This window comes from Raineyella sp., assembly GCF_034933565.1.
In the GTDB taxonomy this organism is placed as follows: domain Bacteria; phylum Actinomycetota; class Actinomycetes; order Propionibacteriales; family Propionibacteriaceae; genus Raineyella.
In genome coordinates this window covers 95659-118621 of record NZ_JAYFNG010000009.1, presented here as the reverse complement: position 1 = coordinate 118621, position 22963 = coordinate 95659, and the positions used below count along the sequence as shown (strand labels likewise).

The window sequence follows — 22963 nt, the reverse complement described above, 5'->3', positions numbered from 1 at the left end:
TTGAAATCACGCACTCCTGTGTGCTGGATGTGTTGACCTGTGAGCCTGCTGACAGTCACTCTCTATGCACAACCAACGGGGCCCTGACCCCGCTGATTCACGAGGAGCGACAATGACGCCGCACACCCATCCGCCCCATTTCGGCGACCAGCCGGAAGTGGAGGCCAACCTCCCCCAGCACCACGCACCTCTCCCGGAGATCTGGGACAAGGACCGTGAGGGGCACCACGATCTCGAGGGCATCGACTTCATCGCTGTCCAGAACTCTGCGGAGTACCGCGAGCTGCGCAGCGCCCACGTCAACTTCGCCTTTCCGATGGTGATCATGTTCGTGGGGTACTACTTCGTCTTCGTCCTGCTGGCGACGTACGCGCCGGCCTTCATGGGGGCCCGCATCGGCGCCAGCTACATCCCCTGGGGGGTGCCGCTCGGTCTGGTGGCCTTCGCCAGCACCTGGTACGTGACGTGGGCCTACGTCCGCCACGCCAACAAGAACCTCGACCCCCGTTCCACGGCCCTGCGTGAGCGCCTGGAGAAGAAGGCGGCCCTCTGATGCTGACCCTGCTCGAGACCGCCAAGACCGCCCAGTTCGGCAACCCGGTCATCAACATCTCCATCTTCTGTGTCTTCGTCATCGCGACGATGGGTGTGGTCATCGCCGTCAGCCGCAACGCCGACAAGAAGGCCGCGGCCAGCTTCTACACCGGCGGCGGCGCCTTCTCGGGTCGTCAGAACGGCCTGGCGATCACCGGTGACTACCTGTCGGCGGCCGCCTTCCTCGGCGTCACCGGCGCCATCGCCATCAACGGCTTCGACGGCTTCCTCTACTCCGTCGGCTTCTTCGTCGCCTGGATCATCGCGCTGACGCTGGTCGCCGAGCCGCTGCGCAACACCGGCCGCTACACGATGGCCGACGTGCTGTCGTTCCGGATGGACGCCAGGCCGGTCCGCACCGCTGCGGCGATCTCCACCCTGGTGATCTCGTTCGTGTACCTGCTGGCCCAGATGGCCGGCGCGGGCGGCCTGGTCGCCCTGCTGCTCGGCATCAAGTCGACGATCGGGCAGAACCTGGTCATCGGCGTCGTGGGCGTCATCATGATCGCGTACGTCCTGATCGGCGGCATGAAGGGCACCACCTGGGTGCAGATGATCAAGGCCGTGCTGCTGGTCTCCGGCGCGACGATCATGGCCATCTGGGTCCTCGTCTACGCCAACTTCAATGTCTCCCATCTGCTGCGCGACGCCATCGCCCACCACACCGGCGGCGAGGCGATCCTCAAGCCGGGCCTGCAGTACGGCAAGGACTGGGCGACCAAGCTGTCGTTCATCTCACTGGCCATCGCCCTGGTCACCGGCCCGTCCGGTCTGCCGCACGTGCTGATGCGCTTCTACACCGTGCCGACCGCCAAGGAGGCCCGCCGCTCGGCGGTCTGGGCGATCAACCTGGTCGGCCTGTTCTTCATCGTCACCTTCATCCTCGGCTACGGCGCCATCTGGCTCGTCGGCCAGAGCGGCGGCGGGATGGGCAACACGATCATCAACGGCGCCCCGGGCAAGGCCAACGCGGCGGCTCCGCTGCTCGCGCTGCAGCTCGGCGGCGAGATCATGATGGGGGTCATCTCCGGCATCGCCTTCGCGACCATCCTGGCCGTGGTCGCCGGCCTGACCATCACCGCCTCGGCGTCCTTCGCCCACGACATCTACAACAACGTGCTGAAGGGCGGCAAGGTCGACGCCGCCTCCGAGGTCAGGGTGGCGCGGATCACCTCGGTGATCATCGGCATCCTCGCGGTGGTCGGTGGCATCTTCGCCAACGGCCAGAACATCGCCTTCCTGATCTCGCTCGCCTTCGGCGTCGCGGCCGCTGCCAACCTGCCGGCGATCCTGTTCACCCTCTACTGGCGTGAGTTCAACACCCGCGGCTCGGTCTGGTCGATCTACACCGGCCTGATCACCTCGGTCGTGCTGATCGCCTTCTCGCCGGCCATCTCGGGCAACAAGTCCGCGTTCTTCCCGAACGCCGACTTCGTCTGGTTCCCGCTGACCAACCCGACGATCGTCGCCCTGCCGTTGGCGTTCGTCATGGGGTGGCTCGGCACCGTCACCGCCAGGAACAAGGCCGACAAGGCCCTGCAGGCCGAGATGGAGGTCCGCTCGATGACCGGTCTGGGCGCCGGCGAGGCCATCGTCCACTGAGGCGTGCTCGTCCGCTGGCGATGTTCCTCTGCTGAGGCTGCTCGTCCGCTCCTCGTCCTCGGCCGGGCCCGGATCGTTCGCGATCCGGGCCCGGCCGCGTGACCGTACGGTCAGCGGTCCCGGCGTGGGCCCTCGGGCGGCCCGGCGCCGCCCGGGCCGGTGTCGGTCTGCCTGTGGCGTGTCAGCGTGGTCGTGTCGGGGCTCGCTGTCCAGGTGTGCCGGCCCGGTCCGGTCGGCGTGGCTCGGTCCGGTCGGCGTGGCCCGGTGTGATCAGCCCAGGGCGAGCACCGCGCGGATCTGCTCGCGGACCCGGTCGAGTCGTCGGGCCGCCACGGCGCGGGCGACGGTGAGATCGGTTGATTCGGCGGCGGAGAGGCGTACCTGCAGGTAGCACTTCAGCTTCGGCTCGGTGCCGGAGGGGCGGACGACCACCCGGACCGTCGGGCCCTCGAGCAGGATCGCATCGGTCGGCGGGAGCGCGCCGCCGGGGCGGGCCAGGTCAGTGACCGTCACCGCCTCGCCGGCCAGGTCGCCGGGCGGCGCGGTCCGCAGCCGGCCCATCGCCGCGGCGATCGCGGCGGCGTCGGAGGTGCGGACCGCCCACTGGTCGGTGGCGTGCAGCCCGTGGGTCCGCATCACCTCGTCGAGCAGGTCGAGCAGCGTACGTCCCTCGGCGGCGAGCCGTCCGGCGAGGTCGAGCACCCGGACCAGAGTGGTGATGCCGTCCTTGTCGGCCACCGCCGCCGGGTCGCAGCAGTACCCGATCGCCTCCTCGTAACCGAACACCAGCCCGGGCACCCGCCCGATCCACTTGAAGCCCGTCAGTGTCGTGACGTACGGCTGGCCCGCGGCAGCCGACATCGTGCTCAGCAGGGTGGACGAGACCACCGAGGCGGCGTACGTCCCGCGGGCCCCCCGGCCCAACAGATCGGCCGCCAGCAGCGCCCCCAGCTCGTCGCCCCGCAGCACCCGCCAGCCCTCCGGGGCGGGCAGGGCGATCGCGCACCGGTCGGCGTCCGGGTCGTTGGCGATGATCAGGTCGGCGTCGGACCGGGTCGCCGTGGCGATCGCGAGGTCCAGCGCGCCGGGCTCCTCGGGGTTCGGGAAGGGCAGGGTCGGGAAGTCGGGGTCGGGCTGCAGTTGCTCGGCCACCGCCGTCGGCAGCGGGAGGCCGGCGGCCGCCAGCACGCGCGCCACGGTCGCCCAGCCGACACCGTGCATCGCGGTGTACACCCAGCGCAGCGCGGTTCGTGGCACCCCGGGGGCAGCCGTGTCGGTCAGCAGTGACGCCGCCCGCGCCACGTACGCGTCGAGCAGGCCGGGCTCGGCCGGCTGCCAGCCGGTGTCCCGGGGGAGCGCGGCCACCGGTCTGGTGCCGGCCTCGGCGATCCGGTCGGCGATCTCGGCATCGGCCGGGGGGACGATCTGCGACCCGTCGCCGAGGTAGACCTTGTAGCCGTTGTCCGTGGCCGGGTTGTGTGAGGCGGTGACGACGACGGCGGCCACGCAGCCCAGCGCGCGGATGCCGTACGCGATGACCGGGGTGGGGATCGGCTGCTCGACCAGCACCGCCGCCAGGCCGTGACCGGCGATGATCTCGGCGGTGTCGCGGGCGAAGTCGCCGGAGCGGTGCCGGGCGTCGTGCCCGATCAGCACCTTGCCGCCGGCGTGACCGGTGTCGAGGAGATAGCGGGCGAGCCCGGCGGCCGCCCGGCTGACGACCACCCGGTTCATCCGGGCCGGGCCGGGGCCCAGTGGCCCGCGCAGCCCGGCGGTGCCGAACTCCAGCTGACCGGCGAAGGCGGACCGGAGCTCGTCGAGGGCCGGCGCGTCCCCGGTCCGGGCGGCGGCGAGGAGGGCGTCCAGCTCGGCAGCCGTCCGCGGGTCGGGGTCGTCCGCCCGCCAGGCGGCGGCCCGGGCGAACAGTCCGTCCTCGGCGTCGTCCGAGCGGCCGGTGCCCGGCGCGCTCACAGCACCGCCATCAGGTCGGCGAGCAGTGCCCGCAGCTGTGGCCCGGCCGCGGCGCCGGCGGCGAGCACCTCGGCGTGGGCGAGCGGGCGGGCGGAGACCCCGGCGGCGAGGTTGGTGACCAGGGACAGCCCGAGGACCTCCATGCCCTTCTCCCGCGCCGCGATCGTCTCCAGCGCGGTCGACATCCCGACCAGGTCACCGCCGATCCGGCGGGCGTACTCGACCTCGGCCGGGGTCTCGTACTGCGGGCCGCGGAACTGCACGTACACGCCCTCCGGGACGCCCGGGCGGAGGGCCGCAAGGGTCGCCCGGAGCCGGGGGGAGTAGGCGTCGGACATGCTCACGAACGAGGGGCCCTGCAGGGGAGTGGTGCCGGTGAGGTTGATGTGGTCGCGCAGCGCCACCACGGTGCCCGGCCCCCAGTCGGTCCGGGTCGACCCGCACCCGTTGGTCAGCACCAGCGTCCGGGCGCCGGCTGCGGCCGCCGTCCGGACGCCGTGGACGACCGCGTCGACCCCGAGGCCCTCGTAGAGGTGCGTCCGCCCGGTGAACAGCAGGGCGACGGCATCGGTCACGGTCCGGACCGCGGCCACCTCACCCCCGTGGCCCTCGACCACCGGCGCCCGGAAACCCGGCAGATCGGCCAGTCGGACGCTCGCCAGTTCCGTCCCGAGGGCATCGCGCCCGGCGGACCAGCCCGACCCGAGGACCACCGCCAGGTCGGCCCGGTCGATCCCCAGCGCGGCGAGCAGGGCGGTGGCGGCGCGGCTGGCGAGATCGTCGGGTGTGGCGGCGTCGGGCATCGTCGCGTCGGGCGGGGTCATGGCGGGGGAGTCGGCGCCCGGGATCTGGTGGGTCTCGCTCATAGCGGTGAGTCTGTCACGCCGGCCCCCGCTGTGCGGCAGGGGTGACCGGCGTCGTACGGCTGGGGCGACCGGCATTGTGTGGCTGGGGCGGCAGGCTCGCCCGGGTCGTTCGGCCGGGACCACGGGGCGGCCGGAGCGTACGGGCTGAAACCTGCGATCCGCGTCACGGCACCGGGACGGCCCACGAGGCCGCGCCGGAGCGTACCTCATGGAAGAATGCCCGATGTGACCAAGGTTGTGATCATCGGTGGAGGACCAGGCGGATACGAAGCGGCCCTCGTGGGGGCCCAGCTCGGCGGGGAGGTGACCCTGGTCGACAGCGACGGCATCGGCGGATCCGCCGTGCTCACGGACTGCGTCCCGTCCAAGACCCTGATCGCGACGTCGAACGTCATGTCGACGATGGAACAGGCCTCCGGCCAGGGACTGAACACCCCCGGGGGCGACGAGGACCTCACCGGCACGGTGTGCACCGACCTCGGGGCGGTGAACACCCGGGTCATCCACCTGGCCGAGGCGCAGTCCGGCGACATCGCGACCCGGCTGGTCGAGGAGGGCGTACGGATCGTCCGCGGCCGTGGCCGCCTGGACGGCACCCACACGGTGGTGGCGACCACCGAGTTCGGTGAGGAGCGCCTGGAGGCGGACGTCATCCTGGTCTGCACCGGTGCCCACCCCCGGGTCCTGCCGGACGCCGTTCCCGACGGGGAGCGCATCCTCGACTGGACCCAGGTGTACAACCTCACCGAGCTCCCGGAGCACCTGATCGTCGTCGGCTCCGGCGTCACCGGTGCCGAGTTCGCCAACGCGTACGACGCGCTGGGCGTGCCGGTCACGCTCGTCTCGTCGCGCGACATGGTGCTGCCCGGCGAGGACCCGGACGCCGCCCGGGTGCTGCAGGACGTCTTCGAGCGCCGCGGCATCACCATCATCAGCCGCGCCCGTGCGGTGTCGGCCCGACGCGAGGGCGACGGCGTGGTCGTCGGCCTGGAGGACGGCCGTGAGGTGTCCGGCTCGCACGTCCTGATGGCCGTCGGGTCGATCCCGAACACCGCGGAGATGGGTCTGGAGGAGGCCGGCGTCACGCTGGACAAGCGGGGCTACGTGGCCGTGGACAAGGTCTCGCGCACTTCGGCCCGCGGGGTGTACGCCGCCGGCGACTGCACCGGTGTTTTCGCCCTCGCCTCGGTCGCCGCCATGCAGGGGCGGATCGCGATGTGGCACGCCCTCGGTGACGCCGTCCCGCTGCTGCGTCAGGAGACCATCGCCTCGAACATCTTCACCGCCCCGGAGATCGCCACCGTCGGTGTCACCCAGAAGGACATCGACGAGGGCCGCTCGGGTGCCGACGCGGTGATGATGCCGCTGGCGTCGAACGCCCGGGCCAAGATGCAGGGCTTCACCGACGGGTTCGTGAAGCTGTTCTGCCTGCCGATCACCGGGATCATCGTCGGTGGCGTGATCGTCGCCCCGACGGCCTCCGAGCTCATCCACGCCGTCTCGCTCGCGGTTGCGCAGGGGATCAACGTCGACGAGTTCGCCCAGGCCTTCACCGTCTATCCGTCACTGTCCGGTTCGGTGGCCGAGGCCGCGCGTCGGCTGCACAACCACGGGAAGAATGCGACGGCGCTGACCACCTAGGTGGGCCGTTCCCGGCAGCAACTGGCCTGGCACCCCGCGACCGGCGGGTGCCAGGCCATTTCTGTCGAGATGTTCCGGGCCGAGGTGCTCGCTCGGACCGTACGCATCCGAGCTGACGTGCTCGCTCGGACCGTACACATCCGGACGTGCGGGCAATGACAGACCGCGTGTACCGGCCGGGCACCTGTACCGGCCGGGAATGCGTACCGGCCGGGAATGCGTACCGGGCTGCAGGGTCCGGGCATGCGTACGGGCCGCCGTCCGGGTCCTCGGGAGAGGACGGGACGGCGGCCCGTACGTACGGTGATCGGGGGTGACCCGGTCAGCCGACCGGCCGGCTCACTCGGCGTCGATGATCTCGCACATCACCTCGCCGGACTGGACGCTCTGACCACCCGCGACGGCCAGGCCGGTGACGATGCCGGTGCGGTGGGCGTTGATGGGCTGCTCCATCTTCATCGCCTCCAGCACCACGACCAGGTCACCCTCGTGGACCTCCTGGCCGTCGGCGACGGCGACCTTGACCACGGTGCCCTGCATCGGCGCGGTCACGGAGTTGCCGGAGGCCTCCTTGACTGCCGACTTGGACTTCTGCCGCTTCGGCTTCTTGGCCGCGGTCGAGCCGCCGCCCAGGGTGCCCAGGCCGGCCGGCAGGCTGACCTCGACACGCTTGCCGTTGACCTCGACGACGACGGTGCGCTTCTCCTCGGCCTCGGCGGCCTCGCCCGGAGCGCCCTCGTACTGCGGGATCTGGTTGTCGAACTCGGTCTCGATCCAGCGGGTGTGCACCCGGAAGGAGCCGTCGGCCGCGGTGAAGGCCGGGTCCTCGATGACCGTGCGGTGGAACGGGATGGCGGTCGGCATGCCCTCGAGGACCAGCTCCTCCAGGGCGCGCCGGGAGCGCTGCAGCGCCTGCTCGCGGGTGGCGCCGGTGACGATCAGCTTGCCGACCAGGGAGTCGAACGAGCCGGGGACGGTCATGCCCTTGCGGTAGCCGTCGTCGAAGCGCACGCCCGGGCCCTGCGGGGCGACGAACTCGGTGACGGTGCCCGGCGCCGGCATGAAGTTGCGGCCCGGGTCCTCGGCGTTGATGCGGAACTCGAAGGAGTGGCCGCGCAGCTGCGGGTCGCCGTAGCCGAGCTCCTCGCCGTTGGCGATGCGGAACATCTCGCGGACCAGGTCGAGGCCGGCGACCTCCTCGGACACCGGGTGCTCCACCTGGAGCCGGGTGTTGACCTCGAGGAAGGAGATCATGCCGTCCTGGCCGACGAGGAACTCACAGGTGCCGGCGCCGACGTAGCCCGCCTCGCGCAGGATCGCCTTGGAGGACTCGTACAGGCGGTTCAGCTGGTCCTCGCTGAGGAAGGGGGCCGGCGCCTCCTCGACGAGCTTCTGGTGGCGGCGCTGCAGCGAGCAGTCACGGGTGGAGACGACCACGACGTTGCCGTGCTGGTCGGCGAGGCACTGGGTCTCGACGTGGCGCGGCTTGTCGAGGTAACGCTCGACGAAGCACTCGCCGCGGCCGAAGGCGGTGACCGCCTCGCGGGTGGCGGACTCGAAGAGCTCGGGGACCTCGTCCAGGGTGCGGGCGACCTTCAGGCCACGACCGCCGCCGCCGAAGGCCGCCTTGATGGCGATCGGCAGGCCGTTCTCCTTGGCGAACTCGACGACCTCGTCGGCGTTCGCCACCGGGTCGGGCGTGCCGGGAACCAGCGGTGCGCCGACCTTGAGGGCGATGTGGCGGGCGGCGACCTTGTCGCCGAGGTCACGGATCGAGCGGGGGGAGGGGCCGATCCAGATCAGGCCGGCGTCGATGACCGCCTGCGCGAAGTCGGCGTTCTCGGCGAGGAAGCCGTAACCCGGGTGCACGGCGTCGGCACCGCTGCGGCGCGCCACCTCGATGATCTTGCCCATGTCGAGGTACGAATCGGCCGGTGTCGCACCCCCCAGCGCGTAGGCCTCGTCTGCCAGCTTCACGAACAAGGCATCGGCATCCGGCTCGGCGTAGACCGCGACACTGGCGATTCCCTCGTCACGTGCTGCGCGGATCACACGGACCGCGATCTCTCCTCGGTTCGCGATGAGTACCTTGCTGATGGGCACTGTTCCTCCTGGGTTCCACTTTGAACCGCCCGACGGCTCCCGGCCATGACGGCACTGTCAGGCCAGAGTCTAGGGCTTCAGCGTGGCCGGGGAGGGTGCTTGTTCAACCGGGCGACAAGGGGCGTTCCGTACACCGGTGCGATCGGAATCACATCCCGCGCCGTGCCGTGATCGGAGCCCCGAAAGTGTGACCCAGTTCACGGAGGGTTCTGACCACCACCGGGGCGGTCGCCGGGTCCAGATGGAGCGACACGGACTGCTCCGGATGCCCGTCGGCGGCGATCCGGCCCACCGAGGTGCGCAGCCGTTCGATCGAGCCGGCCGAGTACTCGACGATCACATTGAGGCCGGCCTCGGTCGCCATCGGCAGCAGCGGGGAGAGATGGTGCACCACCAGCGGCAGCTCCGGATCGTACGTCCCGACGGCGTGCAGGATCGCCTCGGCGTGGTCCTTGCGGCGGCCGGCCATCCGGGCCAGCGCGCCGCACGGCCGGACGTAGGAGAGCCGGCCCTGCTCGGTGAAGGCCAACGCGTCGACCGCTCCGATCTGGTAGACCAGCTCGGCGTACAGATCCTCGTACGTCTCGTCGAGGTAGCGGTCGCCGCCACCGAGGAAGTCCCGGTAGCTCACCGCGGCCCCGAGGCGGACACCGCCGGCCAGGGCGCGTCGGATCGCGCCGAGGATGACCCGGGGGGTCCCGGCGTGCAGGCCGGCGGGGATGTTGACGCTCGAGACGTACGGCAGCACGGTCTCCTCGTGCCGCAACGCCGCCATGCGGAGGGACTCACCGAACGTCGCATTGAGGTCTAGTTGCACTGCTTCTGCCTTCTCTTCGTGCTCTTCTGCCTTATCCTCGGGCTCAGAAGGGGAGCTTGCGGAAGATCGCCTGCGGGACATGGCGGAGCACCAGCATGATCAGCTGGAAGAGCTTCGGCACCCAGATGACGGAGCGCTGGGTCCGGACCCCTTCGACGACCTCGGCGGCCACCTCCTCCGGGGTCACGGCGAGCGGGGCGGCGCGCAGGCCGGCGGTCATCTTCGACCGGACGAAGCCGGGCCGGACGACGAGGACACCGACGCCGGAGCCGCGCAGGGCCTCGGACATCCCCCGGTAGAAGCCGTCGACGCCGGCCTTGGTGGACCCGTAGACGAAGTTGGACCGGCGGATCCGCTCCCCGGCGACGCTGGACAGCAGGACGATCCGACCGTGGCCCTGGGCCCGCATCCGGTTCGCCAGCAGCACGCCGAGGTGCACCGGCGCGGTGTAGTTGATCTCGGCCATCTCCAGCGCCTGCTCCGGATCCTGCCAGGCGCCCTCCGCGTCCCCCAGCACCCCGAACGCGACCACGGCCATGTCCACGTCATGGCCGGCGAAGGCCTGCTCGATCGTCGCCTCGTGGCTCGCCGCGGCGCGGGCGTCGAAGTCGACCTCCCGGACGCCGACCCCCTCGGCCCGCAGTGCCTCGGCCGCCGCGGTCCGGCGCTCGGTCGGCCGGGCGGCCAGCACCACGTCGAGGGTCGGGCTCTCGGTGGCGTACGCCCGGGCGATCGCCAGGGCGATGTCGGAGGTGCCGCCGAGCAGCAGCAGGGTGCGGGGATTCGCGGTCGCGTCCATCATGTGGGGGCTCCTGGGGTCAGAGGAAGACGGCGAGGCAGATGGTCACCAGCCAGGCCAGGCCGAGTGTGAGGAGCACCCGGTCGTGCAGGACGACGTCCTCGGGGGCGCCGCCCTCACCGCGGTCGATGCGGAACGCGTACTGCAGCATCGCCATGGCGAAAGGGAAGATCGAGATGCCGGCCCACAGGCCCTTGGTGTACCCGCCGAGGCGCTGGTCGAAGGCCCACAGCGAATAGGACATCACCACGGCGACGGCCGCCAGTTCCCAGACGAACTTGAGATAGCTCTCGGTGTAGCCGGCCAGCGACTTGCGGGTGCCCGCCTCCGGACCGAGGTGACGCATCTCGGAATAGCGCTTGCCGGCGACCATGAACATCGAGCCGAACGAGGCGACCAGCAGGAACCACTGGCTGAGCGGGATGTCGCTCGCGACGCCGCCGGCGACGGCCCGCAGCAGGAAGCCGGAGGCCACCACGGCGAGGTCGATGACCGGGAAGTCCTTGAGGAAGTAGGAGTAGAGGAACTGCACCACGACGTACGTCGCCAGCGTGATGCCCAGGCCGAGGGACACCCCGAAGCCGAGGGCCAGACCCCCGATGCCGGTCACCGCGGCGAGCACCCACGCGATCGGGACCGGCAGCTCGCCGGCCGGGATGGGGCGGAACCGCTTCTTCGGGTGCTGGCGGTCCGCCTCGATGTCGTGGATGTCGTTGAGCAGGTAGATGGAGGCGGACACCAGGATGAAGGCCACCATCGCCAGGAGGGTGGACACCAGCACACGGGACTCGCCGATCCGTCCGGCCGCCAGGGGAGCAGCGAGGACGAGAACGTTCTTGACCCACTGCTTCGGCCGCATGGCCCGCAACCAGGCCGGGAGGAGCGGCCGGGAACGAGTGGCCTCAGGGGTCTGGGGGGCGATTCCGGAATCGGGCGTCGAACTCATGATGGCGTCAGCCTACTGCCACAGATCGACCCAGCTGATTCCGAGGCCGCCCAGCAGATCGCGCAGCAGCGGCAGGCTGATGCCGACGACATTGTGCGGGTCCCCCTCGACCCCGGCGACGAAGGCCCCGCCGAGCCCGTCCAGGGTGAACGCCCCGGCGACACGCTGCGGCTCGCCGGTGGCCACGTACGCGTCGATCTCCGCGTCGGTGGGGTCGGCGAAGTGCACCACGGTGCTGCCGACGGCGCTGGCGACGCGCGGCCCGGCACCCTCGGCGGCCCCGGTCGGGTCGGGGCCCGGTGCCGTGCCGGGCGGGGCCTGGTCGGGTGCCGTGGTCGGGGCCTGATCAGGTGCTGCGGGGAGCACCACCACATGGTGGCCGGTGTGCAGCACTCCGGTGGCGCCGCGCATCCGCCGCCAGCGCTCCCGCGCCTCCGCGGCCGAGTGGGGCTTGCCGTACGCGACGCCGTCCATCTCGAGGACCGAGTCGCAGCCGATCACGACGGTGCTGCGACGCCCCGCCCGGGCGGGCTCTTGGGTCGCGGTGCGCCCGCGGGCCAGGTCGTGCTCCCGGGGCAGAGCGTGCTGCCGGGGTACGTCGGCGTCCCTGCGCGTGTCGGCCTCCCGGGGCGCGGCGTCCCCGCGCGTGTCGGTGTCCCGGTCCCGGAGGGCCCGGACCACCGCCTCGGCCTTGAGCCGGGCCAGCAGCGCGGCGAGCGCGGCGGGGCTGGCGGCGGTGACGCCGTCCTCGTCGACGCCGGAGACGATCACGTCGGGAGTGAGACCCGCGGCCCGCAGGGTGGACAGACGAGCCGGGGAGGCCGACCCCAGGACCAGGCGGTGCCCCGATGAGGGGCGCCGGCCCGGTCGCGGAGTGGTCTCCCCGGCTCGGTCGATGGTGGGTGTGTCGGTCACGTCGGACAGGTTAGGCCTGTCGGGCGTGACCCTGGACGGCCTGCCCTAGAACTGGCGCAGGCCCGAGTTCCAGGTCTCCCGGCCGGTCGAGAACGTCCGGCGGATGGCCCGCCAGTACGAGTTGTACCGGGAGTGACGGGGCTGGGTGCCGGTGCCCGGCGTGGCGTCGGGCCCGGCAAGGGCGGCGAGCACCACAGCGATCGCCGCCAGATCCTCCTCCGAGGGATTCCCGCAGGTGACGCGGAAGATCTCGGTGGGCTTCTTCTCGTCGATGTCGGTGCTCACAGCGGGATGTTCCCGTGCTTCTTCGGCGGCATGCTCTCGCGCTTGGTGCGCAGCAGCCGCAGGACGCGGACGATCTCCTGCCGGGTGTCGTGCGGCTGGATGACCTGATCGACGTAGCCACGCTCCGCGGCCACGTACGGGTTGGCCAGCGTGTCGTTGTACTCATCGACCAGCGTCTTGCGCAGCGCGGCCGGGTCGGAGTCGTTGGCCAGCTGCTTGCGGTAGAGGATCTCCACCGCACCGTCGGCGCCCATCACGGCGATCTGGGCGGTCGGCCAGGCGAGGTTGACGTCGGCGCCCAGGTGCTTGGAACCCATCACGTCGTACGCGCCGCCGTAGGCCTTGCGGGTGATGATCGTGATCAGCGGGACGGTCGCCTCGGCGTAGGCGAAGATCAGCTTCGCGCCGCGGCGGATGATGCCGTTCCACTCCTGGTCGGTGCCCGGCAGGAAGCCCGGGGTGTCCTCGAAGGTGACGATCGGGATGTTGAAGCAGTCACAGGTCCGCACGAAGCGGGCGGCCTTCTCCGACGCGTCGATGTCGAGGCAGCCGGCGAACTGCATCGGCTGGTTCGCGACGATGCCGACCGTACGGCCCTCGACCCGGCCGAAGCCGACGACGATGTTCTGCGCGAACAGCTCCTGCACCTCGAGGAATTCCTCGTCGTCCAGGACGGCCTCGATCACCCGGCGGATGTCGTACGGCTGGTTCGGGGAGTCCGGGATCAGCGTGTCCAGGGCGAGGTCGGTCTCGTTGATGGCGAGATCGGCCACCTCGTCGTAGTACGGCGGGTCCTCGAGGTTGTTCTGCGGCAGGTAGGAGACCAGCTCACGGACGTACTCGAGCGCGTCGGCCTCGTCGGCGGCCAGGTAGTGGGCGTTGCCGGACTTGGTGTTGTGGGTGCGGGCACCGCCCAGGTCCTCCAGCGAGACGTCCTCGCCGGTCACGGTCTTGATCACCGCCGGGCCGGTGATGAACATCTGCGAGGTCTGGTCGACCATGATGGTGAAGTCGGTCAGTGCGGGGGAGTACACGTGGCCGCCGGCCGCGGCGCCCATGATCAGCGAGATCTGCGGGATGACACCGGAGGCGAGGGTGTTGCGACGGAAGATCTCGCCGTAGAGGCCCAGGGAGACCACACCCTCCTGGATGCGGGCGCCGCCACCCTCGTTGATGCCGATCAGCGGGCAGCCGGTCTTCAGGGCGAAGTCGATGATCTTGACGATCTTCTCGCCGTACACCTCGCCGAGGGCGCCACCGAAGATGGTCACGTCCTGCGAGAAGATGCACACCGGGCGACCGTGGATGGAGCCGATACCCGTGACCACGCCGTCACCGTACGGACGCCGTGCCTCGAGCCCGAAGGCGTGGGAGCGGTGGCGGGCGAACTGATCCAGCTCGGCGAAGGAGCCCTCGTCGAGCAGGGCCTCGATCCGCTCGCGGGCCGTCTGCTTGCCCCTCGCATGCTGCTTCTCGACAGCTGCGGCAGAGCCGGCGTTGACCGCCTCCTCGATGCGCCGCTTCAGATCCTCGAGTTTCCCTGCTGTCGTGTGGATGTCGACGTCCATACCTTTTGAAACCTTCGCCTCGGGTGCCTACTACGGTGTAGCGCCCGTCCCTCGTACGGTCTGTACGGTGTCGGACAAGGGGTGCGGGCTTGGCCCGACTGTAGCGCCTGAGCGAGCGCTCCGCCGGTCGCCGAGTGATCTGGTCGGCGCCGGTAGGCTGGGGAACATGCCCGAGTCCCCACGTACCGATGCAGAGCGCCTCCGCGCACGGGTTCTGGCGGAAGGAACGGCCCTTGGGGTGGGTGCCGGACTGTGGCACAGCGTCGAGGTGGTCGGGTCCACCGGGTCGACGAATGCCGATGTCGCCGCCCGGATCCGGGCCGGTGACGGGGTCGGTCTGGTCCGCGTCGCCGACCATCAGAGCACCGGCCGCGGGCGCTTCGACCGGCGGTGGGAGGCGCCGCCCGGAGCGGCCGTGGCGATCTCCCTCGGGGTGGCCCCGCGCCGGCCGCTGCCCGAGTGGATGTGGCTCTCCCTGCTCACCGGTGTCGCGGTCGCCCGAGGGATCCGCCGTGCGACCGGGGTGGACGCCACCCTCAAGTGGCCCAACGACGTGCTGGTCGACGGCCACAAGATCTGCGGGATCCTCTCCGAACGGGTGGACGGCCCGTCCTCGCCGGGGTGCGTCGTCGGCTTCGGGATCAATGTCTCGCTGTCCGCCGAGGAGCTGCCGGTGCCCACCGCCACCTCGCTGCGGCTGTGCGGTGCCGAGGTCGACAGGGCCGACCTGATCGCGGAGGTGCTCGACGCCTGGTCGCAGATGTACCGGATGTGGGACGAGGGCCGGCTCGCGCAGATGCGCCAGGCGTACGAGGACCAGTGCTCCACCCTCGGCCGGCAGGTGCGGGTGCTGCTCGAGGTGCCCGGTGGCACGAGCCGTACGGTCGTCGGTGAGGCGATCGGCATCGACCACACCGGGGCCGTGCTGGTGCAGACCGCGACCGGCGTGGAGGCGTTCGCCGCAGGGGACGTCACCCACCTGCGCTGACCGCTGCGGTGACTGCGGCGCCGGCGGTGGCCAGCGGACCGATCGGGCTGTGGGACGACCGGCAGGGGTCCGTGACTGCGGGATCGCCGTGCGGTGACGGTGGGGGCGGAGCTGCCCGGCGGTGGCCGGACCGCCCGGTGGGACTGCGGGCCACCTGGCCGGGACTGCGGGCGGCCCGACAGGAAGCCACTTGAGGGTGACCGACCTCACATTCGGTCCGTGGCGCGCGTGTGCCGCAGTCCGGGAACACCCGGGGCACAACCTGAGAATCTCGTGGGTGTCGGCCGACGGTGCGGGCGCCGGAACAGGAGGTCGTCCGGGCCGCGGGTTACGCTGTCCCGGTGACGAGCCCCGGGAGCGACCAGGCCGAGCGGCCTGACGAGGAACTCCCGGCCCGGTCCCCGACGGACCACGAGGCCGAACCACCTGCGGTCGCCCCGACCACGGCCGACCTGCACGTCGGGACCGTCACCGGCACCGACCCGACGGGAGCGACCGTACGGGACCCGGCCACGACAGAGGCCACGAGCACGGAGACGACGATCATCGAGACGAGCAGCACCGACACCGCCCCCATCGACACCGCACCCGTCGACGGCGGACGCACCGAGGCCGGCCTCGGTGACGCCGGACGCATCGAGGCGAACCGTGTCGGCACCGGGCTCATCGACGCTCCGGAGGGGAACCCTCGGGCCGCTCACGTCGACGTCGAACACGTCGGACTGGTGCAGCAGGTCATCCGGTACTTCGGCACCGGTGTGATGTCGGCTGTCGTGGACTTCGGGCTGCTGCTGATCCTGATGGCGGTCGGGATCGGCTACACCCCGGCGAAGGCGGCCTCGTTCATCGTCGGCACCATCACCGCATACTCGCTCAACCGACGGTTCACCTTCAAGGCTCAGCCGTCCAAGCGACGCTTCGTCCTGACGATGCTGACGTACGTGATCACCTTCGCGCTGCAGGTCGGCATCTTCTCGAAGCTGTTCCCGTTGCTCGCCCAGGAGCACCTGCCGCGCCTCGTGGTCCAGACGGTCTCCTTCGTCTTCGGCCAGGGGGCGGCCACGATCGCGAACTTCTCCCTGCAGCGGTGGCTGATCTTCCGTCCCACCGAGACCCCGGTCCGGGAGGCCGGTGCGGCCGCCGTCGACTGACGGCTGACCGGCCCCGTCCGGGGCTGACCGGCTGCGTCCGGGGCTGACCGGCTGCGCCCGGGATTGACCGAACTTGTCCGGTCGCGGCCGACACAACTGAGGTAGGCCGACCCAGCTGGCGCAGGTCCTGACATAGGCCGACCCAGCTGGCACAGGTCCTGACATAGGCCGACCCAGCTGACACAGATCCTGACATAGGCCGACGCAAGTGGCGTAGACCGCCCTTCCTGGACTTGGCCGACGGAACTCCGTCGACCAAGTTGACGAGCGTCGGCCGCTGTGAGGAGGGGCAGCCGACATGAGCATCGCGGTCACCCGGAAGGGTCCGACAATGGGGCCGACCGGGCGAGCGACACCGCCGTTACTCGCACGGGTGCCGCTACGCGGGGGCCGTCACACGGGTGCCGCTACGCGGGTGCCGTCGCACGGGTGCCGTCACACGGGTGCCCCGGGAGCCGTCCGTCAGTAGTAGATCATCCCCAGCGCGTCCTTGACCTCGGTCAGGGTCGCGTCGGCCATCGCGTTCGCCTTCTCGTTGGCGGTCCGCAGGACCTGCTGCAGGTAGCCGGGGTCCTCGGCGAGCTCCAGTCGGCGGGCCCGGATCGGGGCGAGGTGCTCGTTCACGGCCTCGGTCACCGCGTCCTTGAGGGCCTTGCCGCCACGATCGCCGATCGCCGCGGCGAAGTCCTCCGGCTCCTGGCCGCTGAGCAGAGCGCCGATCAGCACCAGCGAGGACACCTCGGGGCGGGTCTCCGGCTCGTACGTGATGTGGCGGTCGGCGTCGGTCTTCGCCCTGCGGAGCAGCTTGGCGGTCTCCTCAGCGGTGTGGGAGATGGAGATGAAGTTGTTGCGCGACTTCGACATCTTGTCGCCGTCGATGCCGAGCACCAGCGGGGCGGGGGAGAGCAGCGCCTGCGGCTCGGGCAGGATCGTCCGGCCCCCGGCGTAGCGCTCGTTGATCCGGCGGGCGACGACGCGGGTCTGCTCGACGTGCGGGAGCTGGTCGCGGCCCACCGGCACGAGGTTGCCCTTGCAGAACAGGATGTCCGCGGCCTGGTGCACCGGGTAGGTGAGCAGCAGCCCGTTGAGGGTCTTCTGGCCGGACGCCGCGAGCTCTGACTTCACCGTGGGGTTGCGCTCCATCTCCGGCAGGCTGACCACGGACAGGAACGGCAGCAGCAGCTCGTTGAGGGCCGGCACCGCCGAATGGGTGAAGGTGATCGTCTTCTCGGGATCGATGCCGCAGGCCAGGTAGTCCTTGAGGATCTCGAAGACATTGCGCTGGATGTCACCGGGGTCCTCACGGTCGGTGATGACCTGGAAGTCGGCGATGACCAGGACCGTCGGCACGCCGGCGTTCTGCAGTTGCACCCGGCGCTGCAGGGTGCCGAGGTAGTGACCGAGGTGCAGCGAGCCGGTCGGGCGGTCACCGGTGAGGATCCGGTAGCGCTCCGGATGCGCCAGGACGTCCTGTTCACGCGCGATGAGACCCGGCTGGGTGCCCTCGGGGGCGGCCTCGTCGGGGCTGGGGACGGCGGTCTGCGGCTGGTTCTCGGTCATCGGGTGCATACTCTCACATCCGCGTCCTGAGCCGTCCGCCGACCGGAGCGCGTCCGGGTAGCCTTGTCGCTCGTGAGTGGAGCGCGACCTTTCGTGGTGGGGATCATCGGCGGCGGCCAGTTGGCCCGGATGATGTACGGGCCGGCGACCCGCCTGGGGCTGCACGTACGACTCCTCGCCGAGGCGTCCGGCGTGAGTGCCGCCCAGGTCGCCCATGACGTGGTGGTGGGGGACTACACCGATCCGGCCACCGTGCTGGCGTTCGCCGAGGGCTGCGACGCGGTGACCTTCGACCACGAGCACGTCCCGACCACGATCCTCGAGCAGCTGGAGGCGCGCGGCGTGGCCGTACGTCCCGGACCGGGCGCGCTGGTCCACGCCCAGGACAAGGTGGTGATGCGCGAGCGGATGGCCGCCCTCGGCGCCCCCTGCCCGGCGTACGCCGTGGTCGGGACGGCCGCGGACCTGGTCGCCTTCGGGAACCGAATCGGCTGGCCGGTGATCGCCAAGACCTCCCGCGGCGGCTACGACGGCAAGGGCGTCTGGAGGATCGACGGGCCGCAGCAGGCTGCGGTGCCGTTCGACGCGGTGGCCTCCGGCGAGGTGGGTGGCGGCACGACCGCCGGCTCCGGCACCAGCGGTGAGGTGCGGATCCTCGCCGAGGAGTTCGTCGACTTCACCCGCGAGCTGTCCGCCCTCGTCGTCCGCTCCCCCTCGGGCCAGGGGGTGGCCTATCCGATCTCGGAGACCTTCCAGGACGCCGGGATCTGCGCCGAGACGGTCACGCCGGCGCCCGGCCTGGACGAGGACCGGATCATCGCCACCCAGCAGCTGGCGCTGCGGATCGCCGGCGAGCTCGGCGTGGTCGGCGTGCTGGCCGTGGAGCTGATGGAGGCCCGCGACGGCCGCATCCTGGTCAACGAGCTGGCGATGCGCCCGCACAACACCGGGCACTGGTCCATCGACGGGGCACACACCTCACAGTTCGAGAACCACCTGCGCGCCGTCGCCGACCTGCCGCTCGGCGACCCGGCCGCGCGGGCCCGGTGGACGGTGATGGAGAACGTGCTCGGCGGGTCCCGCGAGGACCTGGCCGGCGGGTTGCTGCATGTGATGTCGCGCGACCCGCAGCTGAAGGTCGAGCTCTACGGCAAGGCGGTCAGGGCCCGGCGCAAGGTCGGCCACGTGACCGCGTACGGTTCGGACCTGGCGGACGTACGGGAACGCGCCCGGCACGCCGCCCGCTACCTGATGGGAGAGATCGCATGACCGCACAGCCCCGCGTCGGCATCGTGATGGGATCCGATTCCGACTGGCCCGTGATGGAGCCCGCGGCGATCGCGCTGCAGGAGTTCGGCATCGCCTACGAGGCCGACGTCGTCTCCGCGCACCGGATGCCGGAGGCGATGGTGTCGTACGGGCGGCACGCCCACGAGCGGGGCCTCGAGGCGATCATCGCCGGGGCCGGCGGCGCCGCGCACCTGCCCGGCATGCTCGCCGCGCTCACCCCGCTGCCGGTGATCGGGGTCCCGGTGCCGCTGAAGTACCTCGACGGGATGGACTCGCTGCTCTCCATCGTCCAGATGCCGGCCGGCGTGCCGGTGGCGACCGTGGCGATCGGCAACGCCCGCAACGCCGGCCTGCTGGCGGTGCGGATCCTCGCCGCCGGCGACCCGACGCTCACCGCGAAGATGATCGCCTTCCAGGACGAGCTGCGGGCGACCGCGGAGGCGAAGGGCGAGCGGGTCCGCCAACACTGAGGCCGGGCCCCGGGACCATCGGGCATGGCAATCCTGCGACCCGGTGGTCCTGTGTCCCGGTGGCTCCGGTGACCGTTGCGGCCCCCGGGGCCTTGCGACCGGAGCTCAGTTCTTCTTGTCGAACTGGGCCAGGTCGGTGGTGTTGCCGGTCTGCATCGCCCGGAACACCACCTTGGCCTTCGCGTCGTCCCACCGCACCGCGTCACCCGCGGGCGTGCGGTAGCTGGTGTCGGCCGCCGGGACGCTGAACGTGTGACCGCCGCCGGACCCGACAACGGCGGCGCCGTACAGCAGCGCCGTCGCGTCCAGCGGGCCGGTGTCGGTGCCGCGGCTGATCGCCCCACGGACGGCGTTGTTGAGGCTGATCCAGCGCACCGGGTTGATCACCGTCATCGGGGACATGGCCTTCTTGACGGTGGCGCCGACCATCGACCGCTGCCGTTCGATCCGGCCGATGTCGCCGCGCGGGTCGGACTTGCGCATCCGTACGTAGCCCAGCGCCTCGGTGCCGGTGAGGGTCTGGCACCCGGCCGCCAGGTCGACGTGGGCGTCCTTGTCCTTCATCGCCGTGTCGAGGCACATCGGGATCCCGCCGAGGGCGTCGATGATCTGGACGAAGCCCTCGAACCCGAGACCGACGTAGCCGTCGATCCGTACGCCGGTGTCCTGCTCGATGGTCTGGGCGAGCAGCTTCGGCCCCCCGAAGGAGTAGGCCGCGTTGATCTTGTTCTTGCCGTGCCCGGGGATGGCCACGTACGAGTCGCGGGGGATCGAGACCAGGGCGGGGGACCCGACCACCGGGATGTGCAGCAGCATGATCGTGTCCGAGCGGCCGCTGTCCTCAGCCCCACCGCCGTACGAGTTCTTCTGGGAGGCGCTCAGCCCGACCCGGGAGTCGGAGCCGGTGAGCAGCAGCGTGATGCCCGGCTGGCGGGGCGGCCGCTGGCCGACCGAGGTGGCCTCGACCCGCGCCGAGCCGAACCACGCCCACGCCGGGAAGGCGAGCAGGTAGACGAGCAGCACGGCGAGGACCGCGAGCGCCTGGCGTCCCACCCGTCGCCTTCGTGGCAGGCCCGGGCCGGGGCGGCGACGGCCGCGCGGACCGCGTGGTCCGGCGTCTCCCGACAGGCCGTCGGTGCCGGGCGGTGTCCCGGCACCCGAGTGGGGCCACATCGCCGACCGTGGCGGCGGTGCCGGGGCCCGGGGCGGTGTGTTCCACGGGTCCGCCGGTGCGCCGCCGGACGCGTCCCGACAAGAAGGGTCCGGAGAGGAGGGGGCCCGGTACGGGGCTTCGGCGTATGGGGTCTCGGCGTACGGGGCCCTCGGACAGCTTCCTGGACCGTCGTTCCCCGGGCCGCCGGTGTCGCGGCGCGAGCGGGGATCGGGGTCGGGTCGTCCGCGCGGGATGAACACGGCGGTCGCCGGCCGGTCCGGGTGCGAGCGGCCGGGCGGTTCGGGTCGGGGTGGCTCGGGGCGGGGCCGTTCGGGTCCCCGGTGGTCGGAGGGTGCGCCGGAGGGCGCCGCATCCTCTCCGAAGGGTCTCGAGGGATCCGGCGCGTCGTCCCGGCCGTAGAGCCAGTCCAGGTCGTCGCGTCCAGCCATGGTGGCCAAAATACCCGGCGGCGCTGAACGCGCCGTGACATCACGCCACGACTTGGTCCCGGCGTGGCGTCCTGAATGCGTCGAGACCCTGCCCTAGGGTCGGAACAGCTCCGAGAGCAAGGTCTGTCGTCCTCTCGAAAGTTCCCGTCGTGACCCATCGCCCGAGCACACGCCCAGCCGATCCGCAGCATGCCGCGGAGGGCGTCCGGGTGCGCCGTGGCATCGGACTGCTCCTGCTCAGCGCCGTCGCCCCCGGGTCGGCCCAGCTGGTCGCCGGGCACCGTGCTCTCGGCGTCATCGCCCTGCGCATCTGGGGGATCGTCCTCGCGCTGGTGGCGCTGCTGGGGACCATCGGCGCGATCTCCTGGACCGCTCTGCTCACCGTGCTCACAAACCCGCTGATGACCGGCCTGCTGATCGTCGTCGCCGTGGTCGGGGCGATCGGCTGGATCGTGCTGCTGGTCGACGCCTGGCGCCTGTCCTACCCGCCGGCGATGGCGCCCCGGCACCGGCGCGCGTTCGCCGCGGTGACCCTGGCGCTGGTGGTGCTCGTCGGCAGCGTCGTCGGGGTGAGCGTCCGGACCGTCGCGAGCGGCGCCCAGCTGCTCGGCACCGTCTTCGCCGGCGGCGGCACCAGCAAGGCGGCGGACGGTCGGCTGAACGTCCTGCTGCTCGGCGCCGACGCGGGCAAGAGCCGGGTCGGGCTGCGCCCCGACTCGATGACCGTGGCGAGCATCGACGTGGTCACCGGGCGCACCGTGCTCTTCTCCATGCCGCGCAACCTGGAGGACGTCCCGTTCCCGGCCACTTCCCCGATGCATCGCCTCTATCCGGACGGCTTCAGCTGCCCGGACCACGAATGCCTGCTCAATGCCGTCTACACCACGGCGACCGAGGCAGCGGCGAAGGATCCGAAGCTCTATCCGGGGATCGCCGATCCGGGGGCGCGGGCCACCAAGGAGGCGATCGAGGGGGCCACCGGGCTGACCATCAACTACTACGCGATGGTCGACATGGCCGGCTTCCAGGGGCTGATCGACGCACTCGGCGGCATCACCCTCGACATCCGCAAGGACGTCCCGATGGGCGGTGGCACCTCACCCATCCTCGGCTGGATCAGGGCCGGCGATGCGGTGCACCTGGACGGTCTGCATGCGTTGTGGTTCGCCCGGTCCCGGGAGGGGTCCAGCGACTTCGAGCGGATGCAGCGGCAGAAGTGCGTGATGACCGCGGTGCTGCACCAGGCCGATCCGGTCACGGTGGTCGCCAAGTTCGACGCCCTGGCGGCGGCCGGCGGCAACATCCTGACGACCGACATGCCCCGCAGCGACATCGGCCGGTTGACCGACCTCGCCCTCAAGGCCCGTACGGTGCCGATCAGCAGCATCAGCTTCGTCCCGCCGTTGATCTTCCCCGGCAACCCGAAGTACGACGTGCTGCGCGCCACCGTCAAGGAGCACCTCGACAAGGCCGAGGACCTCGACCGTGAGGCGGCCCGGGCGGCCGGCCAGAAGTCCGCGCCGGCATCGGCAGCCCCGGCCAGTGGCGCGACGGGCACCGGCGGAGCAGGTGCGAGCGGATCGGGCACCGGCGGATCAGGTACGGGCTCGGCCAAGGCCCCCACGACACCGTCGGCGCCGGGGCCGACCGGGACGGCCCAGCCGACCGCCTCGGCCTCTCCGGGCCCGGAGGTGGACAACCTCGAGTCGGTCTGCCGGGTAGCCTCGGCCACCTAGCGGGGCATGGGCCGGGTAGGGTGCCGTACGCGCCCGACCGCGACCAGTGAGGTTCAGAT

General features: G+C 71.2%; 19 protein-coding genes. 8 read left to right on the top strand and 11 right to left on the bottom strand.

Features of this window, described 5'->3' with window-relative positions; genetic code table 11:
* The first annotated feature begins 112 nt into the window (after positions 1-112).
* Together VB059_RS03300 and VB059_RS03295 are read left to right on the top strand one after the other, a co-directional pair.
* Entirely contained in the window at positions 113-553 is a 441-nt protein-coding gene (locus VB059_RS03300; RefSeq protein WP_323420597.1) for a DUF485 domain-containing protein, read from the top strand.
* Positions 553-2196, top strand: coding sequence for a cation acetate symporter (locus VB059_RS03295; RefSeq protein WP_323420596.1), 1644 nt, complete (start codon positions 553-555; stop codon positions 2194-2196). Before VB059_RS03300 ends, VB059_RS03295 begins: the two co-directional genes overlap by 1 nt.
* Positions 2197-2466: 270 nt before the next feature.
* On the opposite strand, the gene VB059_RS03290 is transcribed toward VB059_RS03295, so the two are convergent.
* Both VB059_RS03290 and VB059_RS03285 read right to left on the bottom strand, forming a co-directional pair.
* Positions 2467-4167, bottom strand: a complete 1701-nt coding sequence (locus VB059_RS03290; RefSeq protein WP_416339483.1) for a phospho-sugar mutase — start codon at positions 4165-4167, stop codon at positions 2467-2469.
* Positions 4164-4991 (bottom strand): purine-nucleoside phosphorylase, encoded by an 828-nt coding sequence (locus VB059_RS03285; protein WP_416339488.1) that lies wholly within the window; start codon positions 4989-4991, stop codon positions 4164-4166. Before VB059_RS03285 ends, VB059_RS03290 begins: the two co-directional genes overlap by 4 nt.
* 267 nt (positions 4992-5258) lie before the next feature.
* Between VB059_RS03285 and VB059_RS03280 the strand changes: the two genes are divergently transcribed.
* Positions 5259-6674, top strand: coding sequence for an NAD(P)H-quinone dehydrogenase (locus VB059_RS03280; RefSeq protein WP_323420595.1), 1416 nt, complete (start codon positions 5259-5261; stop codon positions 6672-6674).
* Between the two features lie 339 nt (positions 6675-7013).
* Here the strand turns inward: VB059_RS03280 and VB059_RS03275 are convergent, their stop codons facing one another.
* The 7 genes from VB059_RS03275 to VB059_RS03245 all read right to left on the bottom strand — a co-directional run bounded on the left by VB059_RS03275 (position 7014) and on the right by VB059_RS03245 (position 14107).
* Positions 7014-8771 (bottom strand): acetyl/propionyl/methylcrotonyl-CoA carboxylase subunit alpha, encoded by a 1758-nt coding sequence (locus VB059_RS03275; protein WP_416339487.1) that lies wholly within the window; start codon positions 8769-8771, stop codon positions 7014-7016.
* A gap of 154 nt (positions 8772-8925) precedes the next feature.
* A complete protein-coding gene (locus VB059_RS03270; RefSeq protein WP_323420593.1) occupies positions 8926-9594 on the bottom strand; it encodes a LamB/YcsF family protein in 669 nt (222 codons plus the stop codon).
* Between the two features lie 43 nt (positions 9595-9637).
* Entirely contained in the window at positions 9638-10396 is a 759-nt protein-coding gene (locus VB059_RS03265) for a decaprenylphospho-beta-D-erythro-pentofuranosid-2-ulose 2-reductase (RefSeq protein WP_323420592.1), read from the bottom strand.
* 16 nt (positions 10397-10412) lie between these two features.
* Positions 10413-11339, bottom strand: a complete 927-nt coding sequence (locus VB059_RS03260; protein WP_323420591.1) for a decaprenyl-phosphate phosphoribosyltransferase — start codon at positions 11337-11339, stop codon at positions 10413-10415.
* 12 nt (positions 11340-11351) lie between these two features.
* Positions 11352-12236, bottom strand: coding sequence for a Maf family protein (locus VB059_RS03255; RefSeq protein ID WP_416339486.1), 885 nt, complete (start codon positions 12234-12236; stop codon positions 11352-11354).
* 63 nt (positions 12237-12299) lie between these two features.
* Entirely contained in the window at positions 12300-12539 is a 240-nt protein-coding gene (locus VB059_RS03250; protein ID WP_323420589.1) for an acyl-CoA carboxylase epsilon subunit, read from the bottom strand.
* Positions 12536-14107 (bottom strand): acyl-CoA carboxylase subunit beta, encoded by a 1572-nt coding sequence (locus VB059_RS03245; RefSeq protein ID WP_323420588.1) that lies wholly within the window; start codon positions 14105-14107, stop codon positions 12536-12538. Before VB059_RS03245 ends, VB059_RS03250 begins: the two co-directional genes overlap by 4 nt.
* Positions 14108-14345: 238 nt before the next feature.
* Here VB059_RS03245 and VB059_RS03240 point away from each other — a divergent pair, with 238 nt between their 5' ends.
* Positions 14346-15095 carry a biotin--[acetyl-CoA-carboxylase] ligase gene (locus VB059_RS03240; RefSeq protein WP_323420587.1) on the top strand — a complete coding sequence of 250 codons (750 nt, stop codon included), beginning with the start codon at positions 14346-14348 and terminating at the stop codon, positions 15093-15095.
* Between the two features lie 341 nt (positions 15096-15436).
* Entirely contained in the window at positions 15437-16246 is an 810-nt protein-coding gene (locus VB059_RS03235; RefSeq protein WP_323420586.1) for a GtrA family protein, read from the top strand.
* A 462-nt stretch (positions 16247-16708) separates the two neighbouring features.
* On the opposite strand, the gene trpS is transcribed toward VB059_RS03235, so the two are convergent.
* Positions 16709-17806, bottom strand: coding sequence for a tryptophan--tRNA ligase (gene trpS / locus VB059_RS03230; protein WP_323420585.1), 1098 nt, complete (start codon positions 17804-17806; stop codon positions 16709-16711).
* Positions 17807-17878: 72 nt separating this feature from the next.
* Here trpS and VB059_RS03225 point away from each other — a divergent pair, with 72 nt between their 5' ends.
* Both VB059_RS03225 and purE read left to right on the top strand, forming a co-directional pair.
* Positions 17879-19075, top strand: coding sequence for a 5-(carboxyamino)imidazole ribonucleotide synthase (locus tag VB059_RS03225; RefSeq protein WP_416339482.1), 1197 nt, complete (start codon positions 17879-17881; stop codon positions 19073-19075).
* Positions 19072-19566 (top strand): 5-(carboxyamino)imidazole ribonucleotide mutase, encoded by a 495-nt coding sequence (gene purE / locus VB059_RS03220; protein ID WP_323420584.1) that lies wholly within the window; start codon positions 19072-19074, stop codon positions 19564-19566. Before VB059_RS03225 ends, purE begins: the two co-directional genes overlap by 4 nt.
* A 105-nt stretch (positions 19567-19671) precedes the next feature.
* Here the strand turns inward: purE and VB059_RS03215 are convergent, their stop codons facing one another.
* Positions 19672-20619: an LCP family protein gene (locus VB059_RS03215; protein ID WP_323420583.1), complete on the bottom strand. Its 948-nt coding sequence runs from the start codon at positions 20617-20619 to the stop codon at positions 19672-19674.
* A gap of 698 nt (positions 20620-21317) precedes the next feature.
* Between VB059_RS03215 and VB059_RS03210 the strand changes: the two genes are divergently transcribed.
* On the top strand, positions 21318-22904 hold the full coding sequence (locus VB059_RS03210) for an LCP family protein (RefSeq protein WP_323420582.1): 1587 nt from the start codon (positions 21318-21320) through the stop codon (positions 22902-22904).
* Positions 22905-22963: the final 59 nt, after the last annotated feature.

Bases quoted from the DNA above. Each gene is read 5' to 3' on its own strand.
- VB059_RS03300 (WP_323420597.1), top strand. From the start codon at position 113: ATGACGCCGCACACCCATCCGCCCCATTTCGGCGACCAGCCGGAAGTG.
- purE (WP_323420584.1), top strand. From the start codon at position 19,072: ATGACCGCACAGCCCCGCGTCGGCATCGTGATGGGATCCGATTCCGAC.
- trpS (WP_323420585.1), bottom strand. From the start codon at position 17,806: ATGACCGAGAACCAGCCGCAGACCGCCGTCCCCAGCCCCGACGAGGCC.
- VB059_RS03265 (WP_323420592.1), bottom strand. From the start codon at position 10,396: ATGATGGACGCGACCGCGAATCCCCGCACCCTGCTGCTGCTCGGCGGC.
- VB059_RS03285 (WP_416339488.1), bottom strand. From the start codon at position 4,991: ATGACCCCGCCCGACGCGACGATGCCCGACGCCGCCACACCCGACGAT.
- VB059_RS03295 (WP_323420596.1), top strand. From the start codon at position 553: ATGCTGACCCTGCTCGAGACCGCCAAGACCGCCCAGTTCGGCAACCCG.
- VB059_RS03260 (WP_323420591.1), bottom strand. From the start codon at position 11,339: ATGAGTTCGACGCCCGATTCCGGAATCGCCCCCCAGACCCCTGAGGCC.
- VB059_RS03245 (WP_323420588.1), bottom strand. From the start codon at position 14,107: ATGGACGTCGACATCCACACGACAGCAGGGAAACTCGAGGATCTGAAG.